Origin of the sequence: Affinundibacterium flavidum (assembly GCF_014284175.1) — a bacterium.
GTDB classification, from domain to species: domain Bacteria; phylum Pseudomonadota; class Gammaproteobacteria; order Burkholderiales; family Burkholderiaceae_D; genus Undibacterium; species Undibacterium flavidum.
In genome coordinates this window covers 50,096-72,855 of the sequence record NZ_JACOGA010000020.1, presented here as the reverse complement: position 1 = coordinate 72,855, position 22,760 = coordinate 50,096, and the positions used below count along the sequence as shown (strand labels likewise).

Genomic DNA, 22,760 nt, shown 5'->3' with positions numbered 1-22,760 from the left:
CCATTCTGCATGCAGATATAAAATGCCCAACTTTTTGGGGTCAGGTCAATTGAAAACTCAATCGACCTGGGCATTTTTTAAGCCGACTTGCTTATACCGCCAGATCTTTCAAGGCATACGTGAGCGCCCGGTCAACTAGAGAATTAGCTTGTATGGTATTCACTGTTCCACTACGATAGCGGGCTTCTAAATCGGCAATCGAGATAGAGAAAGCCTGATCACCTTGGCGGCTAGCAAAAATAAAACTACTGCGCTTAGGACTTATCCAGGCTAATTTGTAGCGGGTAATTTGTTCATCTTCATCATTAAAATCCAACCACATGCCGCGCTCTAATGCCGCCACTTGTTTGGTTGCCTCATCATCTGTTTGTGCCACTTTTTCTTGCACAAAACGATCGAGACGACGATTACTGGCGCGTTGGGCGATATTTACCGCGATCTCTAATTGGCGACGTGGCGATAGTTCTAAAGGCGCACGAGCCATGGCAGCATGACGCTCTGCCAGTTTAGAGAAGAACAAAACACGATCAGGCTCATCCCAACGTATCGCATTTAACCAGGCATTGAGCAAAGTCAGCATCGCAGGCAATTTTGCGATCAATTCTTTGCGCTCTTCAGGGCTATTTTTGGGTTTAAGACTCCAGATCAAATCATCCATGGTCTTCAAGGCATTTTCTAAAGCATGCGGTTTTTCTTCTTTCACGCTATGCGCGATCGTTAAGATCCGTATCCACTGCTCTTCCAAAAAGACTTCTAAGAATCCGGCCACCTCACCAGTCTCAACCCGTATCGCGACATCATGTTCGGCAAGCTCTCTCGATACCCGCATTTTTTCTTCACTCAAGGCGGTTTGTACAGGCTGACTGATCGCCGCCTGCGCCTTGAGTTCTTCTTCTTTCAAATACGACTCAAGATCCGAAACGACATCCGAAAATAGTTCTATGTGTTGATCAAATTCAGATTGCACGCGTTCAATCACATCGCCAATCACTCCTAATAAAGGATCGACTGAGGCTGATTCAGCATCTAATAAAATGCCTGAGCTACCCAACATATCGAGCAAAGTGCGTGCTGGGTGCGATTCACGGAAGAAAAAATCACGATCAGATAAGGCCACACGCACAATCGGAATCTGCAATTGCACCATCATGCTTTTGATATCATTGCCCAGACTAGGATCCGCAAAAATGTAATCGAAAATTCGTGCCAGCAGCTCTATCGTATTTCGTTCGACTACACTCAATTTTTGCGCAGAGCTCGCATGCAAGACTTTATGTAAGCGCGATTCAAAATGCGTATTCGTCGTTTCTTCTTGCGAATGATGCTTTTGCATATTGCGCAAATCTTCAAAGAATTGCTGATCAATACTGGCTTTATCTGGATGCTCTTCATTGGCATCCAAATCATCTAGTTGATTAGTTAAAGTATCACTCACCATCGCCAAACCACTTAACTCATAGTGTGGATCGGTATACGCCAGTTCAATCTGTCCAGAAAAAACGCGCTTGAGTTTATCTTGCAAATACGGATCCAGACTAAACGATTTTTGTACGGGCAGATAAGCAGAAACACCGGACGAAGAATCAAAGGCATCATCGCCTTCAGGTCGAATTCCACGCGCCATCAACTCTTGATTAATATCATCCAAGATAGGGCTAAGTTGCAAAAACACCGTCGGCTGCAATAAACGCAATACCAACAAATGCGAAGCTGGATTTGGATCGAGCTCCATCCATGCCTGATGCACTGCTTTCACAAAAATTTCTGGTCGAAATGGATTTTGCGTGACATCGATAGGCATGCGATTAAGAATGCGTCCAATCAAGGTATTCAACATCACCAGCGGCTCGGCATTTAAGACTTCAAGCGCATGGCTGGCATTACGCAATAAAATCTTGCCTTCCATTTCTTCGTAGGTTTGGGCGGTATTATCTAAGTATTGATCTTCTTTTTTTGCGCGCTTACGGGTATTGAAAACGCTGACTTCTTTCGTCAACGCTGTATTTATCTGACTAGCGACCAAACGATAAAAGGTCGTGCTATTGCGCTTAATCAACTGATGCGCGTCAAAGCTAAGTTTTGCTTCGTCTGGGCGCACCGCCTGATCGGATAATTTAAATAATTGATCTGCCAAACGCGTAGAAAAGGCTTCCAGTTGCGATGACACCAGATTCGTCGCCAACGGTACCATATTCTGCAAAATCAATAGTCGTGCAGCGCTCGACGATTCTGCCTTCTTTCCCTCAGGAGTCGTCACAGCCGAAGTATTTTTCTTCACCGAATTTGAAGTGGCGGGAATAAGTGGAGTGGTGTCCATGGATCAATTCATAAAAATAAACAATTAGCCTATACCGCTTAAGCCTGGTGAATTTCCTACACGCCGTAATAGGCTTCAGTCGCAAACGTAATTGCAACGATGACAGCAACTGCAAACAACAATACCAATAATAGTCGACCAAATTTAGGGCTACCATCATCGGCCGATGGCGTTTTATCATCGCTGACCTGATCTTCTTTTGTCATAAAATTTCTGAGCTTTCACAATTCAATGCACACTCGCATTGACCACCCTTGAGTATATGTTGTTTTGCATCAATTCGACTAGGGTTCGATCGACAAATCTATCTGCAAACACCACTTGGCTACAACATGCGCAAATATATTAAAACTGAAGTTTCCGATGGAGCAATTCATTGTGTATCAAGCATTTTGCCATCTTCTTTATTCTTCTTATCATCATTTACGACTTAATAAATACATCCCTAGAATGACCAGACTAGCACCAGCAAGCTGCCAAGTGGTCACAGCCTCCTGCAAAAACACTGAGCCTAATACCAAGGTCGAGACAGGACCTATCATGCCAGCTTGCGAGGCCTTAGGCGCACCAATCTTTTGTACGGCAAACATGGTTAAAAATACTGGGAGGACCGTACACACCATCGCATTCACCATCGATAAAGACAATACTGGCCAGCTTTGATTTAATAAGCTAATTGGACGCAACACAACAAATTGGGCAATGCAGGCAAAGCTCGACACGCACATCGCATAGGACACTAAACGCAAAGCGCCGATTCGCAGCACCATCTCACCTGATTGAATCAAATAAGTCGCGTAGGCAATTGCCGAACCCAATACCAACCCGGCGCCAAGTATTACCTGTTGCCCATTGAAAGATAAATCATGCATGAAAACCAAGACAATGCCCGCATAAGCAATGCCAAGTGATAGGTATTCAATCGGGCGGATTGGGCGTTTAAACCATAAGACATGAATCAATAAAACAAACGACGGCGTCAGAAACAAAATTAATCGTTCCAAGCCAGCAGAAATATATTGAAGCCCGAGGAAATCTAAGAAACTCGATAGGTAATAACCGACCAAACCCAAGGCCAGCAATCGCCAGCGATCTGCTGTACTCAAGGGCTCGTTTTTCCATCCCTGCCAAATAGCAATCGCGGCAAAAACCGGTAAGGAAAACAACATTCGAAACGCGATCACTGTCACAGCATCCAGATGATAGGCGTAGAGTAATTTGGCAACGATGGCTTTAGCAGAAAATAAAATTGCTCCGGTAATGGCTAAACTCAAACCAATTAGCTGATGACGTCTCTGCGTTTGCGACAAAATAAAACTCCTTGAAACTTACCTTGAGCATTCGTGTAGGTGAATAGTCGGCGAAATACTTGATTAAATTGTGCAACCGGTGCTGTCGTAATGCAGAGAAAGAGCAACATAGCGATAGGCGATGACTTATCTATAGAATTACCGCATACGAGGTGCTTATGTAGATTTCTGCCTTGCTTAGCTTATGTGCTTTGCTCATGTGCATTGATCAAGTACTTTGATCAGGCAAGCGAATTTCAAATCGTGCGCCGCCGATACTGGCTTGAGAGATACGTATGCTGCCGCGATGTAAAGTCACAATTTGCTTCACGATTGCCAATCCTAAGCCGAATCCCCCGGTACTGCGATCACGGCTACGATCAAGCCGGTAAAATGGCTCAAAAATTTTGTTACGATCCGCTTCAGGTATCCCTGCACCATCATCTTCTACAATCACAATATGGGAGTTTGCGTGCTGCTTCAACGTGAACACTATATTTTTTTCCGCATATTTCAGTGCATTTTTGAGCAGGTTTTGTATTGCCCGCTCCAATAAACGCCGGTCACCAACGAGTTGCAGCGTCTGCACTTCTAGCACTTGTCGCAATTGAATATGTTCTGGAACAGGCGGTAAATGTTGCATACAGGTTTGCATTAAATCTAGCGCATCGATTACTTCCGTCGTCAACTGCCCCTGCGCATCCAGCTTAGCCATATTGAGCAATTCAGACACCAGGCTGTTTAGCTCACTCAAATCAGCCTGCATCGCTTGTATTCTTGCTTTGCTCTTGTCTGATGCTTGCATTCCTTGTGGAGTATCTTGCAAAATTTCCAGTGCAAACTCCAAACGCGCAATCGGCGTGCGCAATTCATGCGATACCGAGTGTAAGAGGTTTTTCTGCGAATTGATCAATTGCTCTATGCGTCCGCCCATCTGATTAATTTGTTGCGCTAAGGGATAAATGGCGGCATTACTAGCGACACCCGCACGCGCAGCAAGATTGCCCTCACCTATTTCAGCAGTGACGTGAGAAAGTGCCTGAATATCGCGCCAATGGGCGCGTGACCAAAAAGCGATAGGAATCAACAAGACAAATGCAACAATCACAAACCGTACAATTTCAAGTTGTATATTGAACCAGTAATCAATTGGAAGATTTTGCACCTGCAACACATCTTCGTCACTGCCTATGTATTTTTCACCGTCGAGATCGACTCGGCGATACAAGGCACGATTTGCAGCATCCACCACAATTCTGCCTTGCCGTAATTTTGCGCGCTGCGCCCTATCAAGTTTTTCCATCACTTGCGGAAGCGGAAGCAACTCAAACGGCACTTGCGAAACTTCTCGCACCTTATTTAAACGTGCCAGCCATTCGTCCGTTGCGGCTTTATCGATATATTGCTCGATCAAGAATATTTGTGGTGCCGCCTGACGTTCCGCATTTTTTTCAATTGGATCACCAAAGATCCCGATAATAACCGCGTATACCAGCATGGTCGCCAAGGCGATAGACAGCAACACAGGTAGCAAAAATCTCAGGAACAGACGATTCACAGCCTGCCTCGACCGTCTGTTCGTGCTACGCAATCATCAATTCCAACAAACCACATGTCATTTCTCCTAGCGATCTATTTTATAAGAATGTGTCGAGAAGACGTGCAGTTTTTATGAAAAGCCTTCATTTTTCTCAAGAATTCCAAGCTTTGTACAAATTGAGGACAAATTTACCTTACTTTGCGGATGAATCAAATCTTGATCAATCATAAGATAAGCGCATCGGGATTTAGTGACGCGCACGGACTATATGAGCTCGCTACGCCACCTAGGTCATCGATGCATTTAATTTACACATCAGCTACACCTGATCTAAACCGCACTTAAACATTTAGGGGAAGGAAATTCATTATGCCAGCTTTGATTTTGCGTTTCCGCGCTCGCGCACTGATGACTAGTTTCGGCGCCACTCTCAGCGTATGTATCTTCTTAAGTCTGAGCGGCTGTGGAGGTAATGGCAGCATTGGACACACCGAATCAAGCAAAACTCCTGCCCCAGTCGCCACCAATGAATTTCTAAATCTGGTCAAAGAAGCGAGTTGCGCCGAGCATAAAAATCGCCTGCTATTAATTGATCAACAATATGTTCTTTGGGATAGATCCGGCAATTGTGCCGACGCCGCTTATGCACAAAGTCTATATGGTGCGACCCCGAAAAATTTGCTGTGCTCACATGCCGACACTATCGCAGGTCCACGCACTACTTGCAGTGAGGCTAGCGTAGAAAGTTTGTTCAAAACCATGATCGCGAATCTCGATAAGGCAGATTTAGGTCTGGGAAGCGCTCATCAAGTACAGAGCATCGCAATTCCAAACGCAAACAGCAATGCAATTAATTTCAAAGCACTGCCAGCGCCTTTCTATCACGGCGCCGCACTCGACTATGCACTCATTAAAGATAAACAAGCCTGGGATATTTTTTGGAATGCATCTGGCAGCAAAGCCTCTGCAAACCTGATCATGCCTGATTTCAACGCCAAAATGGTACTGACGAAATTCTACAAAACAGTCAATGATTGCAGTATCACACGCTTTTTAAAAGTTAGTTCCGACGGCCAAAAATTACACGCTAGCTACTTTGACGAGGAGCGTGTGTCCATCACCCGCTGTGACTTGGAAAACACAAGTGTAAGCACACCAATGCAGATGATTGAATTACCTACGCTTGACTTGGCGGTAGAACTGCAGCGTGTGAACGGTGCACTGATTTCTTATCAATCGGTAGTGAGTGGAATGCACTCCGCAATTGGCACTGCCCGCAATATTGTGATTCGCGATCAGGCAAATTGGCAGCAGCTTTGGCAAGAACATCAGGCGGGCACTGGCAACGCAACAACTCCGCCAGCCATCGATTTTTCCAAAAAAATGCTCATCGCCGTTTTCCTCGGGACGCAAGCTTCAGGTTGTTCTGGCATTCAAGACCTGCGCATCTGGCGCGATACCGGAAAATTGGTAGCAACACATTATGATGTGACTCCAGGCCCTGACAGTATTTGCACCGCCAATATCACAAGTCCATTTCATGTTGCAGAAGTAGATCTGAGTACGGATACGGTGGAATTTATTGGCGTTCCAAGTTCAACACCATAAATTGGTTTAAAAGAGGATAAAAATTAGCCTACCTAAGCTTACTGCAGACAACATGTTAAATCGGTGAGTGAGCTGGCAATTTTCATAGTTGTTTTAATGGGGTGTTAAAAAGCAAATTCTGTATTTTTATATGTTTTTCCTAAGCTTTCAAACCAGAATTTATATCTCAATTGTAAAATGATGAATGGGTCACCACCGTTTTTGCAATTTTGAGAATTAACAATGAAAAAAATTTATTCCTTAATCATCGCGACATTCATCATAAGTAGCAATGCTTATGCGCAAAGTCCAGCACAGAATCTGATGCCAGATGGCAGCCATGATATGTACTTGGGACTAGGCGTTGTGTCGCGCCCATTATATGAGGGAGCAAATCAGACCAAGCGGCAAGCTGTGCCTGTGATGCAGATGCAATGGAGTAATGGAGTTTTTGTAGCTGGAATGAGCGCAGGCTGGCACCTTTCACAAACCTTCGATCAGGAATTTGGCCCGATAATTACTATGGAACCTAGCAGAACAGCCAATGGCACATCGGGTAGCATACAAATGTCAGGCGATATACATTCCGGGATCGTCGATCCGAATAGAGTTGGACTACCACATGTGCAACAAAATAGATTGATTGGCATGGATGATATCCGCACGCGCCTATTATTCGGTGGTTTTTACAATTATCAACTCAGCGGTCAATTGCGTCAGACTAATACGTTGATGTTTGGGGCAGGTAACGATCAACGTGGCATACGACTTAGCAGCGACCTGCGTTATCACTTAAGAGACGCACTACCGCATCACCAATTTACATTTGGTACCGGCTTCACTCTGGTGAATCGAGCCTATGCAAATAGTTATTTTGGTGTGAGCGAACTAGAAGCTGATCGCAGTATTAACTTAAAATTTTCAACAAAAGCAGGAATTAAAGACGTACATGCTGACGTTTTTTGGAACTGGAATTTAAATTCATCTTGGATGGTCACCTCCAAATTGAATGTCAGCCGATTAGTAGGCGACAACCGAAATAGCCCCCTGGTTGAACGGAATACGAATGTAGCAATCTCTAGCGCAATTGCCTATCGATTTTAAAACATCAGCTCATTAAATTTCGACATCCTCTTTTTTATTAATGCAGTCTTTCTATTGAAAACCATTGTGAATCTACGTAACGCATTCTTTGTAATCTGCCTCCTGACTAGCGCTCCCTATGCGCTGGCGCAGTCGGCTGACGACAATAAGCGTCCACAAGATGCTGAATGGATGAGTTATCGCGATGCCTACCGCACCATGTTGTGGTTTGAAAAATATGGCAAGGCAAAGAATTTAATTCAGCTACAACTGCAAGTCGTCCCGAAAGATAATGCGACCTCTATCGACAATTTACGCCTGCATATTGTTGGAAAAAAAACCCATCTTGATCTGGCCTTAGATACCTTGGGGCGCACTTCGCTCCCGCTACTCAAAGCGGCTTACGATGAAAATGCTGAGCTGGTGATTAATCAAAAAGCTGGTCAGGCTGGATTCCGCTTTAGAACCAGTATCATAATCCGTCCCGATGGCATTTATGAATTAGCCGACTTGCGTGCTGCTTGCGAGCAGGCACTCGCCTATCAAAGCTATGTAGACTATACGGCGTATCGTGGTAAGCGATGCATAGGCGTACGTTTTGCCTTTGCGAAAAAAGATAGTGTCGCGATGGTGGAATTTAAATATCTCAATCAAAACAATAACTTGCCGATCAACGACAACACAGCGATTTGGCCCGACAGCGCTGCGAATTTTAGGACGAGCAATGTCATTTTCGGCGCTGCAGGCAATGTAGCGAACAATGTTCAATCTAATCTGCAAATAGAAAAAGGGCAGATACATACGCGTACCAGCCCTTTAGCGATTATTGCATTGATCGAGTAGACAGCCTTGAAGTAGTTGCCTTAATTAAGTAATATTAATTAAGTAATATTAATTAAGCTATTCTCAATACGCTGTACTAAATAAATTATTTATATAATAGTTTCGGGAGAAGGAGTTACTCCCATGCAGACGGGGAAAATAAATAGCCCTCACCCCACACCGTCTTAATTTTCTCCGAATTCTGGTCATCAAAACGACGACGCAAGCGAGAAATTAAGTTATCGATGCTGCGATCCAGCCCATCAAATTCTATCCCGCGCATTTTTTTCAAAATATCATCACGTGACAAAACTTTTCCCGGCGACTCGACCAACACCATCAACAATTTAAATTCGGTGTTCGACAGTTCGATTGCTTCCTGACGCCAGTGCACTAGGCGATCACTGCGCGAAATATACAAGGCGCCAAATTGTAGTTGATCGGTGTCGCCTGCGGCTGCGTTCACTACCGGGCTTGCAATCCTGCGCACCAAGACACGCAGTCGCGCTAACAGAATACGTGGCTGCACCGGCTTACTAACGAAGTCATCCGCGCCTTGCTCTAATGCGGAAACTTCATCGTAAGAATCTTCACGGGCAGTAAGGATTAAGATAGGCACACGGCTGATTTCGCGGATCTGACGACAAACCACCATACCGTCTAAGCCAGGCAACATCAAATCAAGCACCACCAAGTCTGGCGAACTAGCTTGAAAGTGTGCCAAAGCCAAATCGCCGCGTGGCACGAGATCGACCGCAAACTCATAGGATTGCAGATACTCAATAATCAAACTGGCGAGGCGTTCATCATCCTCAACTAACATCACACGAAACATAGGCTTTCTCCTTAGCCGCATTGTATAAGGACGGCTCTCTAACAGCAATCAGGTCAGAGGGAAAAATACCCAGAAAGTTCCACATTTTCAGACTTGGCATCAACTCAGGCAGCAATAGGGCTGCCACAGGTATCGCAATGATCACAATTATGATCAAAAGAATATGCAGATAAGATGCAGATACGGTTCAGATACAATTCAGGTCAAATAATTTAAGCCGCAGTCACGAGTGTACGGGCAGGAAATTGCACGCAGAATTTGCTACCGACATTCACCGTCGATTCGATTAACAATTGCGCTCCATGTCGAATCAGCACATGCTTGACAATCGCCAGCCCCAGTCCTGTTCCTTGCGTTTCACGCGAACGACTTTTATCGACACGATAGAAGCGCTCTGTCAGGCGGGATAAGTGTTCCTGGCTAATCCCAATCCCATTATCTTGCACCACGCACTGTGGTCCTTGAGAAGTATTTCGCCAAATAACTTTAATCTCGCCATGTTCTGGCGTGTAACGCACCGCATTCGTCACCAAATTGCTAATGGCACTACGAATTTCATCCGTGCTCCCCATAATATCAGGGCCATCAAACTCCAACTCGATGCGATGCTTACCGGCCGACAATGCCTGCGCTTCCTGGCAGATGTGCTTTAACATCATCTGCATATCAATCCCTTCATTTCGCACCTTAAATTCAGTCGATTCCAATCGACTAAGAGTAAGCATATCTTCGACTAAACGCTGCATACGCTCGCCCTGCTCGACCATCAGTTTGAGATGTGATGAACGGATAGCGACTTCCATATCCGGTTGCATAGAAGCGATTTCCAAGAATCCATTAATCACAGTTAAAGGTGTGCGTAATTCATGCGAAGCATTCGCAATAAAATCGCGTCGCATCATGTCAATTCGTTCAGATTCAGTGATATCGTGCGTGACCAAGATCTGGCGTCGGTTTTCAAATGGAATCACATGCACGATCAATTTTCGATCGCGCAAAGACAAGGTCAAAGGTGTCTCGTAACGCCCCAAAATAATATAGTCGATGAACTCGGGTGTACGCACCAAGTTAGTCACTCGCATGCCTTTGTCGCGCGTTAAATCCAGACCTAAGTGACGCTCAGCGATTGGGTTGCACCATTCCAAAAACATCACGTCGTCCATAATCACCAAACCATCCGGCAACAAGGTCATGGCTTGTCTAAAACGCGCCAGCCATTCCGCCAACTCAGTCTGATTCTTTTCATCGCCACGACGTAATTTGTACAAGCGCGAAAAAATTTCTGTCCAAGCACCCCAACCGTCTGGCAAACGTGCGCTATTTGGATTATCCAGCCAATCAGACAAATTCAATAAATACTGCAGTTGAACCACGATCAAGACGATCATGCCGAACAGCGCCAATGCCAAACCTGTAACCACACCCCAGAAATAGGCACCGGCAGCAGCCGCTGCAAGTATGATCGCCATACGTACTGCAGCAGAAATCCAAAAGATGAGATGTGGATGCATTATTACTTAAGTAAATGGAGGAAAAGAAAAGATGGTGAAACGAACATCTGAATCTCAGAATAAATGCAATCAAACATGGCTAAAACCTTGAATGAGTTTCCTATTTTAGCCATGAATGATGAATTGATGTTGTCGATCTTACCGGGCACACTTAATACAAAAAACTTATTGCAAAATTTAGTTACCAGGCATGCACCTTAGAAATTCTTCGTAACTATTTCTCGGACAGCATATAGCCAACGCTACGAATTGTCTTAATTAATCCTTCTGCACTCTTTAAGACTTTGCGCAATCGCAAGACGTGAACATCGACTGTGCGTTCTTCGATCACAACATGATCACCCCACACCTTATCGAGTAGCTGACTGCGTGAAAAAACACGCTCAGGATGTGCCATAAAAAATTTGAGCAACTTGTATTCGGCATGACCGATCTCAATTTTTTGATCATCAATTTTCACTGAGCAACTGACAGGATCAAGATGTACATTCGCAATTTCGAGGCTAGTTTGTGCGTGCTCAGGACTTTTACGGCGCAGCATTGCCTTAATTCTTGCCGTCAATTCGCGCGGAGAAAATGGTTTAGTAATGTAATCATCTGCGCCATGATCCAGACCTGAGATCTTATCCTCTTCCATGCTCTTGGCCGTCAGCATGATCACCGGCATTTCATTGAAATTTCGGTCGGAACGAATCCGCGATAAAAGACGCAAGCCACTTTGATCTGGCAACATCCAGTCAAGCAAAATCAACTGTGGTGTTCGATGCTGCAAAAAATCCCAAGCTTCGGCAGTATTACCAACTGCCACCGTTGTCCAGCCTGCCGCGCGTAGGGTAAAACTAATTAACTCACTAATAGCTGGTTCATCTTCAACAATCAAAATCGTGGTTTTATCAACTGACATAAGATTTTTATTCTTTTCTATTTTCGGGTGCGGCCTGTATCGATAATTGTCAATCACTAATTGCAAATTTTAATTCGCTAATTTCTAATCACCAATATCTAGTCGCCAATTTATATTATGGCTGAGGATTTTTTTCCTGTTTGCTGGCGACATAATCTGAATGGCGTATATCGCGACCTTCAACAATGTAGATCGTGTGCTCAGCAATATTCTTTGCATGATCACCGATGCGTTCAATTGCTTTGGCTACCCATAGTGCATCTAAAGCAAATGAAATCGTGCTTGGATCTTCCATCATAAAGGTAATCAAATTGCGCATGATAGAACGAAAATCACTATCGATGATTTGATCAAAGGCAATTAACTCTACTGCCTTTTTATCGTCGTGGCGCGCAAATGCGTCCAAAGATTGATGCAACATTTGCCCAACGCTACTAGCTAAAACACGCACTGTCTCATAGCCGCTAATCATCGCGCTGCTACGGTTTTTGCTCCTCATTTCTTGTGCGATACGAGCGATCTTTGTAGACTCATCACCAATCCGTTCAAGATCAGTAATGACTTTTCCTGTCGCCATCACGGTACGCAAATCATTCGCTGCAGGCTGACGCTTAACTATCAAATGACTGCACATATCGTCTAACATTACTTCCAAACGATTGACTTCTTCGTCCGATTTAACAACCGCCGCAGCTTGTTCGCTGTCACCAGTGCGATAGCAAGTCATCGCATCTTGAAAATGGTTTTCTACCAACCCGCCCATTAATAATACTTGAGAACGGATTGCTTCTAAATCGTGGTTATACTGAGATGATGAGTGTTCGCCTGTCATATCGACTCCTGAATTCTGTATTTAAATTTTCGTACACTGTTTTGCTAAAGATTAGCGCGACTAAACATCCGGTCTTATCCGAAGCGACCTGTGATGTAGTCCTGCGTTTCTTTGCGTACAGGGTTCATAAAAATATTATCGGTCTCGCCAAATTCGACCAACTCCCCCAAATACATATAGGCAGTGTAGTCAGAACAACGCGCTGCCTGTTGCATATTGTGCGTCACGATGGCAATCGTGTAATCTTCTTTCAATTCATTGATCAATTCTTCGATCTTCACGGTAGAAATCGGATCAAGCGCAGAAGTCGGTTCATCTAATAATAAAACTTCTGGTTTGACAGCAACACCGCGCGCAATGCACAAACGTTGTTGCTGACCACCGGACAAACTTAAGCCACTGCTGCTGAGCTTATCTTTGACTTCATTCCACAAGGCTGCTTTTTTCAATGACCACTCTACACGTTCATCCATTTCACCTTTGGACAGGTTTTCATATAGGCGCACACCGAATGCAATGTTGTCATACACCGACATAGGGAAAGGCGTAGGCTTTTGAAACACCATGCCCACTTTGGCACGTAACAGATTAATGTCTTGGCCTGGCGATAAAATATTTTGATCATTGTAGATAATTTCGCCCACTGCTTTTTGACCTGGATATAAGTCATACATACGGTTAAAAGTACGCAGCAAGGTCGATTTACCACAGCCAGAAGGACCAATAAACGCGGTCACTTTTTTATCATAGACCTTCAAATTGACATCGTGCAAGCTGCGATTGCTACCATAGTAAAAATTCAAATTCTTGGTTTCTATGCAGGCTTTTTGCTCTACTACAGGTTTAGTATTTGGAATCATTATCGTCAACTCTAAATTATTTATGCACTTTTTGTGCGAATACGGTTCGAGACAGTACGTTTAGTGCCAACACACTGAAGGTCACTAACAACGCACCTGTCCAGGCAAGACCACGCCAGTTGTCATACGGGCTCATGGCAAACTGATAAATCACCACCGGCAAATTCGCCATCGGCTTATTCATGTCGGTATTGGTAAATTGATTGTTCAAAGCAGTGAATAACAAAGGCGCTGTTTCGCCAGAGATACGCGCCACGGCTAGCAAGACACCGGTCAAAATTCCGGCCTTCACGGCTTTCACTCGAATAAACAAAGCGACTTTCCAACGCGGCGCACCAAGAGCAAATGCCGCCTCACGCAAGCTGGTAGGAACCAACGCTAACATATTGTCAGTCGTGCGAACTACAACTGGAATAGCGATCAATGAAATTGCCAAAGTCCCGGCCCAGCCCGAAAAATGTTTGATGTGGGCGACATAGATGGCATACACAAACAAACCAATAACAACCGATGGTGCGGACAACATGATGTCGGTAACAAAACGCGTCAAATCGCTAAACCAGTTTTTCTCACCATATTCGGCCAGATAAATGCCGGCCAAAATGCCAATTGGTGTACTGATCAAGGTCGCAAACCCGACCATCATCAAACTACCGATCAAGGCATTCGCTAAACCGCCACCCTCTTCACCTGGCGCTGGTGTTGGTGCCGTGATCGCTTCCCAACTCAAGGACCCCATGCCTTTGATCACCAAAGTGAACAAAATCCACATCAGGAAAAACACTCCTAATGCCATCGCTGCGGTCGAGAAGAAAATACCTATTTTGTGTTTGCGCAAACGCGACTTGTAAACTGAATTCACTGAATTCATCGCTTTATCTTGAGTTTGTGTCATTTCACACCTTCTTTTCTTTTCATGCCTAGTAACAGCAATTTGGCGGACGCTAATACGACAAAGGTGATCACAAATAAAATCAGACCGAGTAAAAATAAGGAGGAGATATGTAGTTCAGACTCTGCTTCGGCAAATTCATTCGCCAAACTCGACGCGATACTGTTACCACCCGCGAACAAGGACCAATGCAATTTGTGCGCATTGCCGATCACAAAGGTAATCGCCATCGTCTCACCCAAAGCGCGCCCCAAGCCCAACATCACGCCACCAATCACACCTGCTCGGGTGTAAGGCAAAACAATTTTACGCACTACTTCCCAACGTGTGCAGCCCAAACCATAAGCCGATTCTTTCAAGACTGGTGGGACGATTTCAAATACATCACGCATCACCGATGCAATGAATGGGATGATCATAATGCCAAGGATAATACCGGCTGTCAGCACACCGATTCCTATCATGGAGCCAGAAAACAAAACGCCAATCACAGGCAATTTACCCAGCGTATTGGCGAGTAGTGGCTGACCATACGTACTAAAGAAAGGGGCAAAAATGAACAGCCCCCACATACCGTAAATGATACTAGGGACACCAGCCAGCAATTCAACTGCCGTTCCTAATGGACGTTTGAGCCAGGTCGGACAGATTTCCGTCAGAAATAAGGCAATTCCAAAGCTGATAGGAAAAGCAATCAGCAAGGCAATGCCCGATGTCACGAGTGTACCGACAATCGCGATCATGCCGCCGTATTTATCATTGATGGGATCCCACTCTATCGTCGTGATAAAGGCGAAACCGAATTCTTTCATCGCTGGTAAGGCGCCGTAAAACAAAGAAACGACAATGCCAACCAAGACCAACAACACCATCAAGGCAAAACTAAAAGTGAGTTTATGAAACAGAAAATCCTGCAGTTTCTGTTTGCGCATAGTTGAACTATGCTGAGTGTTCAGAGTTATTTGAGAACTTGTCATCGCTGGACTATCTTCCTGTTTAGTATTCCAAGTCATGCATGACATAAATTGGAGATACAAGCTTCATCGCTGTGGCAGTTTTATTTTATTTATTATCCGCTTGATGTACAAACATCCCAACTAGTCAGTTGGGATGTTTGCGTCGTTCAAGCCGTTTTGTTCAACCTAAATTCAAGCTAAATTAAGCTAAATTCAAGCTAACTCTTGATTAATACAAAGCCTTGCCTGAAGCGTCTTTCAAATTGGCTTTCCAGCTAGCGTGAATCAATTTAGTCACGTCAGTTGGCAAAGGTACATATTCCAATTCAGTCGCCATTGCTGCGCCATTCGCAAATGCCCAGTCGAAGAATTTCACAACTTCTTGTGTATTTGCTGGAGTCGCAGGCACTTTGTGTAACAAGATGAATGTTGCGCCGCTGATAGGCCAGCTATCTTTACCCGCTTGATTCGTCAACACCACGCCCATGCCTGGTGTTTTCGCCCAATCAGCGCCAGATGCTGCTGCTTTGAAATTCACATCGTCTGGTTGTACAAATTGACCGTCACGGTTTTTGACTTGCGTATGGATCATTTTATTACGCTTTACGTACGCATATTCTACGTAACCGATAGAACCTTTGATGCGCTGTACGTTCGCTGCAACGCCTTCATTACCTTTGCCGCCCAAGCCCACTGGCCATTTCACCGCTGTACCAGAGCTGACAGTCGATTTAAATTCTGCACTAACTTTAGACAAGTAATCAGTCCAGATAAATGTCGTACCAGAACCGTCAGAGCGATGTACTACAGTGATATCTTCCGCTGGCAATTTTGCACCTGGATTGAGTGCAGTAATTTCTGCCGCATTCCATTTAGTAATAGTGCCCATGTAGATCTTTGCTAAGACTTCACCTGTCATCTTCAATTGACCTGGTGTTACGCCTTCCAAATTCACAACAGGAACTACGCCACCGATTACGGCTGGGAATTGCATCAAGCCATCGGCTTCTAATTCTTCTGCCTTCAAAGGCATGTCAGACGCACCGAAGTCGACTGTTTTTGCTTTGATCTGTTTGATACCACCACCGGAACCGATGGATTGATAATTAATAGTGTTTCCCGTTGCTTTTTTGTAAGCATCTGCCCATTTTGCGTAAATTGGGTAAGGGAAAGTCGCGCCAGCGCCAGTCACTTCAGCGGCATGCACAGACGAAAAAGCCATCGCAGCACCTGCCGCAACAACTAAGGACTTAACAATACGATTGAATTGCATATTTACCTCGATTAAATGGGGAAAACAAAGCTGTATGTCATTTGACTTCTCTTCGGTGTCAACACTCCGGCCACACCGTTTAACTAAGCAACTAACACGAGGCGAACTTTACAAGTCGAATATGACAGGAATATGACAGGGCACAGAACATTGTGAAATATTTGCCTTGTAGGAATTTTATTGTCATAAACTTGTCACAATCAACAATTACACTCCCAGCAAGACAAATGCGCTACCCAGCGCCTACACTCACTAAATCGAAAAATCATGATAAATCCTGATGTCATAAATGGTACAAATAATGGTACAAATGACACCTCAATGAGTTTGGAAGCGATCAGTGCTTCTTCATTACCTGCAGGCGAGACGATAAGTCATATTTCTCCCAAAGCCAGTAGCGATAGCGAATCTGCTTTAATGGCGGCTTGGGGTTTGCCACGTTCAGGCATCTATTTAGATAGAGAACGTTCCCAAATCGCTTTCAATTGGCGTGTGCTGGCGCAAGCCGAAGATAGAAGCATTCCTTTATTAGAGCGTTTGAAATATCTTTGTATCGTCGGCAGCAATCTGGATGAATTTTTTGAAGTGCGGGTTGCCAGCTTATTGGCACAAAACACCATAGACGGGCAATTGGCACAACATGCGGGCTTCACCGGCATGATGGAAAGAATCGCCAGAGATTGCCATGATTTAGAAATACGCCAATATGAAGTGCTCAACCAAGATATTTTGCCAGCACTCTCACGCAAAGGCATCCATCTGCTGCGCCACACCGAAAGAACTGAAGCTCAGCGCGCCTGGGTAAAAGCCTATTTTGATCGTGAAGTACGCCCACTGTTGACGCCGATTGGTTTAGATCCGGCACACCCATTTCCGCAGGTAGTAAATAAGAGTTTGAATTTTATTGTCTCGCTAGCGGGCAAAGATGCCTTTGGTCGCGGTACTGCGATTGCGATTGTAAAAGCGCCACGCGTATTACCACGCGTCATCAAAATTCCTGATGAGCTAACTGAAAGTGGACAAGCATTTTGTCTGCTCTCCTCCGTCATTCATGCCCACATCGGCGACCTATTTAATGACAGAGAAGTGCTCGCATATTCGCAATTTCGCGTAACCCGTGACAGTGATTTGTGGGTTGATGAAGATGAAGTCAAAAATCTGCGCCAAGCTTTACAAGGTGAATTACAAGGTCGCCAATTTGGTGTGGCGGTGCGCTTGGAAGTCGCAAAAAATTGCCCTGAAGCTTTATCCCAATTTTTGTTAGAACAATTTGCATTGAGTAAAGATCGCTTATATGCGGTCGATGGTCCAGTGAATATGGTGCGATTGTCTGAATTAATTGATCATGTAAATCAAGCCAATTTACGCTTTCCAGCCTTTACCGCTAAACCCGATCCCAAATTGGCGCAGAAAAATATTTTTGAAGTCTTAAACAAACAAGATATTTTGCTACACCACCCGTTTCAGCCATTTCAAACGGTGATCGATTTTATCCGCAGCGCCTCACTTGATCCGAATGTGCTCGCGATCAAACAAACGATTTATCGCACGGGCATGAATTCGGATTTAATGGAATCCTTAATCACCGCTGCGCGCATGGGTAAAGAAGTGACAGTGATTGTGGAAATCATGGCGCGCTTTGATGAAGAAGCAAATATCAATTGGGCGGATCGCTTGCAAAGAGCTGGCGCGCAAGTCGTGTATGGTGTGGTTGGCCTAAAGACGCACGCTAAACTCGCTCTGGTCATCCGACGCGAAGAAGGTGGGCGACTGCGTCATTATGCGCACTTAGGCACGGGCAATTATCACCCGTCGACCACGCGCTTTTATACTGACTTTGGACTATTAACCGCGCATCCTAAAAAAGCCGCGGAAGTGAATGAAATTTTTATCCACCTGACCGGTTTGACCAAACCGAAAAAGTTGGAGCATCTATGGCTTGCACCATTTTTCTTACAGCCAAAAATTATCAAAGCGATTCGTAATGAAGCCCGCATCGCGCGTGAAGGTCGCCCCGGTCGCATCATTGCCAAAATGAATGCACTAGTGGATGAATCGGTGATTCGCGCGCTATATGCAGCCTCTGCAGATGGCGTCAAAATTGACTTGATAGTACGCGGCGCCTGCACGCTGCGCCCTGGTGTGCCCGGGCTCTCGGAAAACATCAAAGTGCGCTCAATTATCGGCCGCTTCCTAGAACATTCGCGTATTTATTACTTCCGCAATGATTTGGAACATGATGTCTATCTTGCGAGTGCCGATTGGATGAGTCGTAACCTATTCCGACGTATTGAAGTTGCATTTCCGGTTTTGGAAAAACATCTGAAAAAACGCATCATCAGCGAAGGCCTTGATCCGTATTTGAAAGACAATCAAAACGCGTGGATCTTGAATGCCGATGGTAGTTATGAGCGCAAGAAAATCCGTGGCAAACAAAAATCATTCAGTGCACAGCAATATTTGATGCAAACCTTGGGTTCTCCGGAGACGGATAACTAGCGCATTAGGGGCACGACATGGACTTAATATTATGGCGCCACGCTGATGCAGAACCAGGCCATGAAGGATTAGCCGACAACTTACGGCGCCTCACGCCCAAGGGGCAAAAACAAGCGCAAAAGATGGCTTATTGGCTAGACAGCGTATTGCCTCACAATTGCAAAATACTTGTCAGCCCGACGATCCGTACGCGTGAAACTGTCGCGGCACTCGCCAAGCTTAATCGTCAATTCAAAATCATGGAAGAATTGAATCCTGAGGCCAGTGCGGAAGATTTGTTACAAGCGGCCCATTGGCCAGATGCACGTGAATCTGTGCTCTTAGTTGGACATCAACCTACTCTGGGTGAAGTCGCCGCACGCTTGATTACCCCCGCACAAAGTACATGTGCGGTACGTAAGGGCAATGTCTGGTGGATTACGCAAAAAGAACGTGATGGCGAGGGTTTGCGCACTTACTTGAAAGCGATTATGACGCCAGATCTGGTGATCAAATAATTCTACAAAAGTGGCTACACCAATAGCTCGACCTGCTTCACTTCTATACTCTGCGGCTGCAACATCACATCATGCCAAGTAATCAGACGCAATTCACCATCTGCTTCTTCTATCAATGCCGACAGGCTTTCCACCCAATCACCATCATTGCAATAAATGATACCGTTGATTTCGCGAATTTCTGGTTTATGAATATGTCCGCAAATCACCCCATCCAATCCACGCTTGCGTGCTTCATCAGCTAAAGCGTCTTCAAATTTAGTGATGTAGCTCACCGCATTTTTGACTTTTGATTTGAGATATTGCGACAAGGACCAATACGGTAATCCGGCACGCGCACGCCAGTGATTGAAGATCTGGTTGATTTTCAAAATCACGGTGTACATGCTATCGCCCAGATAGGCCAGCCACTTAGCGCAGGCAATTACGCCATCGAAGCGATCGCCGTGCAGTACCAACATACGCTTACCATCCGCGGTGGTGTGTACCAATTCATCGCGTACTTGTATGCCACCAAAATCGAGTGCGATAAATTGACGCGCTGCTTCATCGTGATTTCCAGGCACGAAGATCACATTCGTGCCCTTCTTGGCTTTCTTCAACACGGTTTGCACGATATTGTTATGGGTTTGATCCCAAAACCAACGTCGTTTCAATTGCCAACCATCGATGATGTCCCCCACCAGATACAGGGTTTCAGACTCAGTGGCTTTAAGAAATTCCAGCAGCCGCTTGGACTGGCAGCCGGGTGTTCCCAAATGCAGATCAGATATCCATATTGTTCGAAAATGCTTTACATCTTTTTTACCATGCTTGGTGTGTTTAGTGTGCTTAGCATGCTTAGGATGTTTTTGCATTGCCTTTTCAAGGAACTGATCTGCTGGCATCATTTGGCAATGTCCTCTGTACCGTAATGTTTGGCGTAACGATTATCTAGATTCGCTAGAGGTAACATCACAAATAGATCTGCACTGTGAAAATCAGGATCCCACGCTGGCTCGCCACAAACCCAGGCGCCTGCACGCAAATACCCTCGTAACAGAGGCGGGATACGCGCTTCACATCCTTCATCCATATTCTCTAAAGGGAAAGGCAAATGCGGCGTCACGCGATATTCCAGCGGAGAAAATTCTTGTTCGGTGAACTGACGATAAATCGCCGCCGCATTATACCCACCATCTGCCAGACTAATACTGGCGCAACCGATTAAATACTCACAGCGCTCACGTCGCATATAAGCGGCTAGACCTGCCCATAACAACATGATCACGGCACCACTACGATAATCGGGGTGTATGCAAGCACGTCCAGCTTCGGCAATACTGCCACGGATATTTTGCAGGCGAGATAAATCAAATTCGCCTTCTGAGTAATAACGACCGATCTGACGTGCTGCATTCGGGCCGAGAATTCTGTAAGTACCAACCACTTTTAGGGTTTTGGTATCGCGTACGATCAAGTGATCGCAATGATCATCAAATTCATCTTTATCCAGGCAGTCTTCATTTGCCAGCGCAGACAATCCCATCGCCTCAATGAATACTTTGTAACGCAAGCGCTGCACTTCTTTCACTTCTTTTTTAGTGCTCGCTAGGCTCAGACTTAATTTAGAAAAACTGGGATTAGCATCTCCCGGTATGGTCAACACTCTCATGCACGGTTCTCCTTTAACCAATGAAACTGACAGTGCAGAATAGAGAATGAATACTTCAAGAAGATGACAATTTCATGTCTGTTTTGTGACATAAAGGTAGAACATAAGCGCAAGACACAGGCTGCGGAGTTGTTGTGCGCCAGTTTGCACCTTGCAATGGATTTTCCACCAAAGCGGAGAAATATTGCATAATCACAATTATTATAAAATTTCAGGAGGCAAGATGAGCATTGCACTTTCCGTCTTTGTTAAAGCTCTCATCGTGGTGCCCGTCACACTCTTACCCATACTTAATCCAATTGCGGTTGCGCCTATCTTTTTGTCGATGACGGGGCCGATGGATCAGGTGATGGCGAATCGCTTAGCCAAGCGAATTGCGTTTAATTGTTTCTTCCTTTTGATGGGGGCAGTATTTGTTGGCTCTTACGTACTCGATTTCTTTGGTATTTCCTTACCCATAGTGCGGGTTGCTGGCGGCATCGTGGTGGCGATGGCGGGTTGGAAATTACTGAATGATCAGGGGCAGGATAAATTACGTAACTCCGTAGCTGCGTCGGCTGGCAGTTGGACCAAAGAAGAATTGCGTCGCCACAGCTTTTTTCCGTTTAGCTTTCCACTCACTGTTGGGCCCGGTGCCATTGCAACTTCAATTACCTTAGGTGCACAACTTCCGAACAAGCCGGTTGATTGGTTAATCACGGGTTTAGCAGCAACGATAGGCGTATTCTTGACCACTTTTGCGATTTATCTATCCTACCGTTTTGCACGTAATCTAGAGAATTTCTTAGGCGATGTGGGAGCCACAGTCTTGATGCGTTTGTCGGCTTTTATCTTGCTGTGTATCGGTATTGAAATCGGCTGGACGGGTATCGCAGAATTGTTGGAAGATTTGAAAATGCACTAAAGAATCACTGATTAATTACTGAGGTGAGAAACAAAAATGGCTTGTCAGCACTCTTCATGCTGACAAGCCATTTTTGCATACATCTGCTGCAAAACAGCGTTACCAATGATGATAGATGAAAAAAATTTACTCGCCAGCCTCATCCGCAGTCGCGACATCGTGCAACATTAATGCATGTTCCACCTGAGTCGATTCGTCACCAATTTTACTCTTCCAAGCTTTCATGAAATAGATGCGCTCAAATTCCGTTGGCGCTTCATGCCAGATCACCATTAAGGTACCTTTGTGGTCATGCAGTTTTGCCAGTTTGGTGATGCAAGCCTCGTTACCGTCGGCATCCGCCAGCGCCATCGCATAGCCATAAACACGGTTTAAGCGTTCGATACGATCTGGTTCTGTTTCACTATGTGTGGCAGAGATTTTTGCGTGATCTAAAAACATAGGGGCGCTCCCGAAATCGATAGAATATGAAGAATTTCATTTTAGCTGATCCAAACTCGGTCTG

General features: G+C 45.0%; 21 protein-coding genes. 6 read left to right on the top strand and 15 right to left on the bottom strand.

The window, feature by feature from the left end:
* Positions 1 to 91 precede the first annotated feature (91 nt).
* From H8K55_RS18625 to H8K55_RS18610, 4 genes are all read right to left on the bottom strand, one after another.
* Complete coding sequence (locus H8K55_RS18625; protein WP_186943572.1) at positions 92 to 2,317, bottom strand: DUF1631 family protein; 2,226 nt, start codon at positions 2,315 to 2,317, stop codon at positions 92 to 94.
* Between the two features lie 56 nt (positions 2,318 to 2,373).
* On the bottom strand, positions 2,374 to 2,523 hold the full coding sequence (locus tag H8K55_RS18620; protein WP_186943571.1) for a hypothetical protein: 150 nt from the start codon (positions 2,521 to 2,523) through the stop codon (positions 2,374 to 2,376).
* A 213-nt stretch (positions 2,524 to 2,736) separates the two neighbouring features.
* A complete protein-coding gene (locus H8K55_RS18615; RefSeq protein ID WP_230408707.1) occupies positions 2,737 to 3,627 on the bottom strand; it encodes a DMT family transporter in 891 nt (296 codons plus the stop codon).
* 208 nt (positions 3,628 to 3,835) lie between these two features.
* Positions 3,836 to 5,164 carry an ATP-binding protein gene (locus tag H8K55_RS18610; RefSeq protein ID WP_186943570.1) on the bottom strand — a complete coding sequence of 443 codons (1,329 nt, stop codon included), beginning with the start codon at positions 5,162 to 5,164 and terminating at the stop codon, positions 3,836 to 3,838.
* Positions 5,165 to 5,515: 351 nt separating this feature from the next.
* On the opposite strand from H8K55_RS18610, the gene H8K55_RS18605 reads away from it, so the two are divergent.
* The 3 genes from H8K55_RS18605 to H8K55_RS18595 all read left to right on the top strand — a co-directional run bounded on the left by H8K55_RS18605 (position 5,516) and on the right by H8K55_RS18595 (position 8,659).
* On the top strand, positions 5,516 to 6,754 hold the full coding sequence (locus tag H8K55_RS18605; RefSeq protein ID WP_186943569.1) for a protease complex subunit PrcB family protein: 1,239 nt from the start codon (positions 5,516 to 5,518) through the stop codon (positions 6,752 to 6,754).
* A 222-nt stretch (positions 6,755 to 6,976) separates the two neighbouring features.
* A complete protein-coding gene (locus tag H8K55_RS18600) occupies positions 6,977 to 7,837 on the top strand; it encodes a MipA/OmpV family protein (protein WP_186943568.1) in 861 nt (286 codons plus the stop codon).
* 66 nt (positions 7,838 to 7,903) lie between these two features.
* Positions 7,904 to 8,659 (top strand): hypothetical protein, encoded by a 756-nt coding sequence (locus tag H8K55_RS18595; RefSeq protein ID WP_186943567.1) that lies wholly within the window; start codon positions 7,904 to 7,906, stop codon positions 8,657 to 8,659.
* A 115-nt stretch (positions 8,660 to 8,774) separates the two neighbouring features.
* On the opposite strand, the gene H8K55_RS18590 is transcribed toward H8K55_RS18595, so the two are convergent.
* The 8 genes from H8K55_RS18590 to pstS all read right to left on the bottom strand — a co-directional run bounded on the left by H8K55_RS18590 (position 8,775) and on the right by pstS (position 16,701).
* A complete protein-coding gene (locus H8K55_RS18590; protein WP_329605070.1) occupies positions 8,775 to 9,473 on the bottom strand; it encodes a response regulator transcription factor in 699 nt (232 codons plus the stop codon).
* Positions 9,474 to 9,685: 212 nt separating this feature from the next.
* Positions 9,686 to 10,984 carry a phosphate regulon sensor histidine kinase PhoR gene (gene phoR / locus H8K55_RS18585; RefSeq protein ID WP_186943566.1) on the bottom strand — a complete coding sequence of 433 codons (1,299 nt, stop codon included), beginning with the start codon at positions 10,982 to 10,984 and terminating at the stop codon, positions 9,686 to 9,688.
* 214 nt (positions 10,985 to 11,198) lie between these two features.
* Entirely contained in the window at positions 11,199 to 11,888 is a 690-nt protein-coding gene (gene phoB / locus H8K55_RS18580; RefSeq protein WP_186943565.1) for a phosphate regulon transcriptional regulator PhoB, read from the bottom strand.
* 115 nt (positions 11,889 to 12,003) lie between these two features.
* Complete coding sequence (phoU, locus tag H8K55_RS18575; protein ID WP_186943564.1) at positions 12,004 to 12,720, bottom strand: phosphate signaling complex protein PhoU; 717 nt, start codon at positions 12,718 to 12,720, stop codon at positions 12,004 to 12,006.
* Between the two features lie 74 nt (positions 12,721 to 12,794).
* Positions 12,795 to 13,580, bottom strand: coding sequence for a phosphate ABC transporter ATP-binding protein PstB (pstB, locus tag H8K55_RS18570; RefSeq protein ID WP_186943563.1), 786 nt, complete (start codon positions 13,578 to 13,580; stop codon positions 12,795 to 12,797).
* Between the two features lie 16 nt (positions 13,581 to 13,596).
* Positions 13,597 to 14,475, bottom strand: a complete 879-nt coding sequence (gene pstA, locus H8K55_RS18565) for a phosphate ABC transporter permease PstA (protein ID WP_230408705.1) — start codon at positions 14,473 to 14,475, stop codon at positions 13,597 to 13,599.
* Positions 14,472 to 15,449 carry a phosphate ABC transporter permease subunit PstC gene (gene pstC / locus H8K55_RS18560; protein WP_230408704.1) on the bottom strand — a complete coding sequence of 326 codons (978 nt, stop codon included), beginning with the start codon at positions 15,447 to 15,449 and terminating at the stop codon, positions 14,472 to 14,474. The genes pstA and pstC overlap by 4 nt, the downstream gene beginning before the upstream one ends.
* Before the next feature lie 208 nt (positions 15,450 to 15,657).
* Complete coding sequence (gene pstS, locus H8K55_RS18555; protein ID WP_186943561.1) at positions 15,658 to 16,701, bottom strand: phosphate ABC transporter substrate-binding protein PstS; 1,044 nt, start codon at positions 16,699 to 16,701, stop codon at positions 15,658 to 15,660.
* Positions 16,702 to 17,118: 417 nt separating this feature from the next.
* On the opposite strand from pstS, the gene ppk1 reads away from it, so the two are divergent.
* Positions 17,119 to 19,200 carry a polyphosphate kinase 1 gene (ppk1, locus tag H8K55_RS18550; protein WP_230408709.1) on the top strand — a complete coding sequence of 694 codons (2,082 nt, stop codon included), beginning with the start codon at positions 17,119 to 17,121 and terminating at the stop codon, positions 19,198 to 19,200.
* Positions 19,201 to 19,217: 17 nt separating this feature from the next.
* Complete coding sequence (sixA, locus tag H8K55_RS18545) at positions 19,218 to 19,697, top strand: phosphohistidine phosphatase SixA (protein WP_186943560.1); 480 nt, start codon at positions 19,218 to 19,220, stop codon at positions 19,695 to 19,697.
* A 14-nt stretch (positions 19,698 to 19,711) separates the two neighbouring features.
* On the opposite strand, the gene H8K55_RS18540 is transcribed toward sixA, so the two are convergent.
* Complete coding sequence (locus tag H8K55_RS18540) at positions 19,712 to 20,587, bottom strand: UDP-2,3-diacylglucosamine diphosphatase (protein WP_186943559.1); 876 nt, start codon at positions 20,585 to 20,587, stop codon at positions 19,712 to 19,714.
* Positions 20,584 to 21,351 (bottom strand): GNAT family N-acetyltransferase, encoded by a 768-nt coding sequence (locus H8K55_RS18535; protein ID WP_186943558.1) that lies wholly within the window; start codon positions 21,349 to 21,351, stop codon positions 20,584 to 20,586. Before H8K55_RS18535 ends, H8K55_RS18540 begins: the two co-directional genes overlap by 4 nt.
* Positions 21,352 to 21,574: 223 nt before the next feature.
* Between H8K55_RS18535 and H8K55_RS18530 the strand changes: the two genes are divergently transcribed.
* Entirely contained in the window at positions 21,575 to 22,255 is a 681-nt protein-coding gene (locus tag H8K55_RS18530) for a MarC family protein (RefSeq protein WP_186943557.1), read from the top strand.
* Positions 22,256 to 22,381: 126 nt separating this feature from the next.
* Here H8K55_RS18530 and H8K55_RS18525 read toward each other — a convergent pair whose 3' ends face one another.
* The gene (locus tag H8K55_RS18525; protein WP_186943556.1) at positions 22,382 to 22,696 is read right to left on the bottom strand and encodes a hypothetical protein; all 315 of its coding nucleotides are present in this window, start codon (positions 22,694 to 22,696) and stop codon (positions 22,382 to 22,384) included.
* Positions 22,697 to 22,760: the final 64 nt, after the last annotated feature.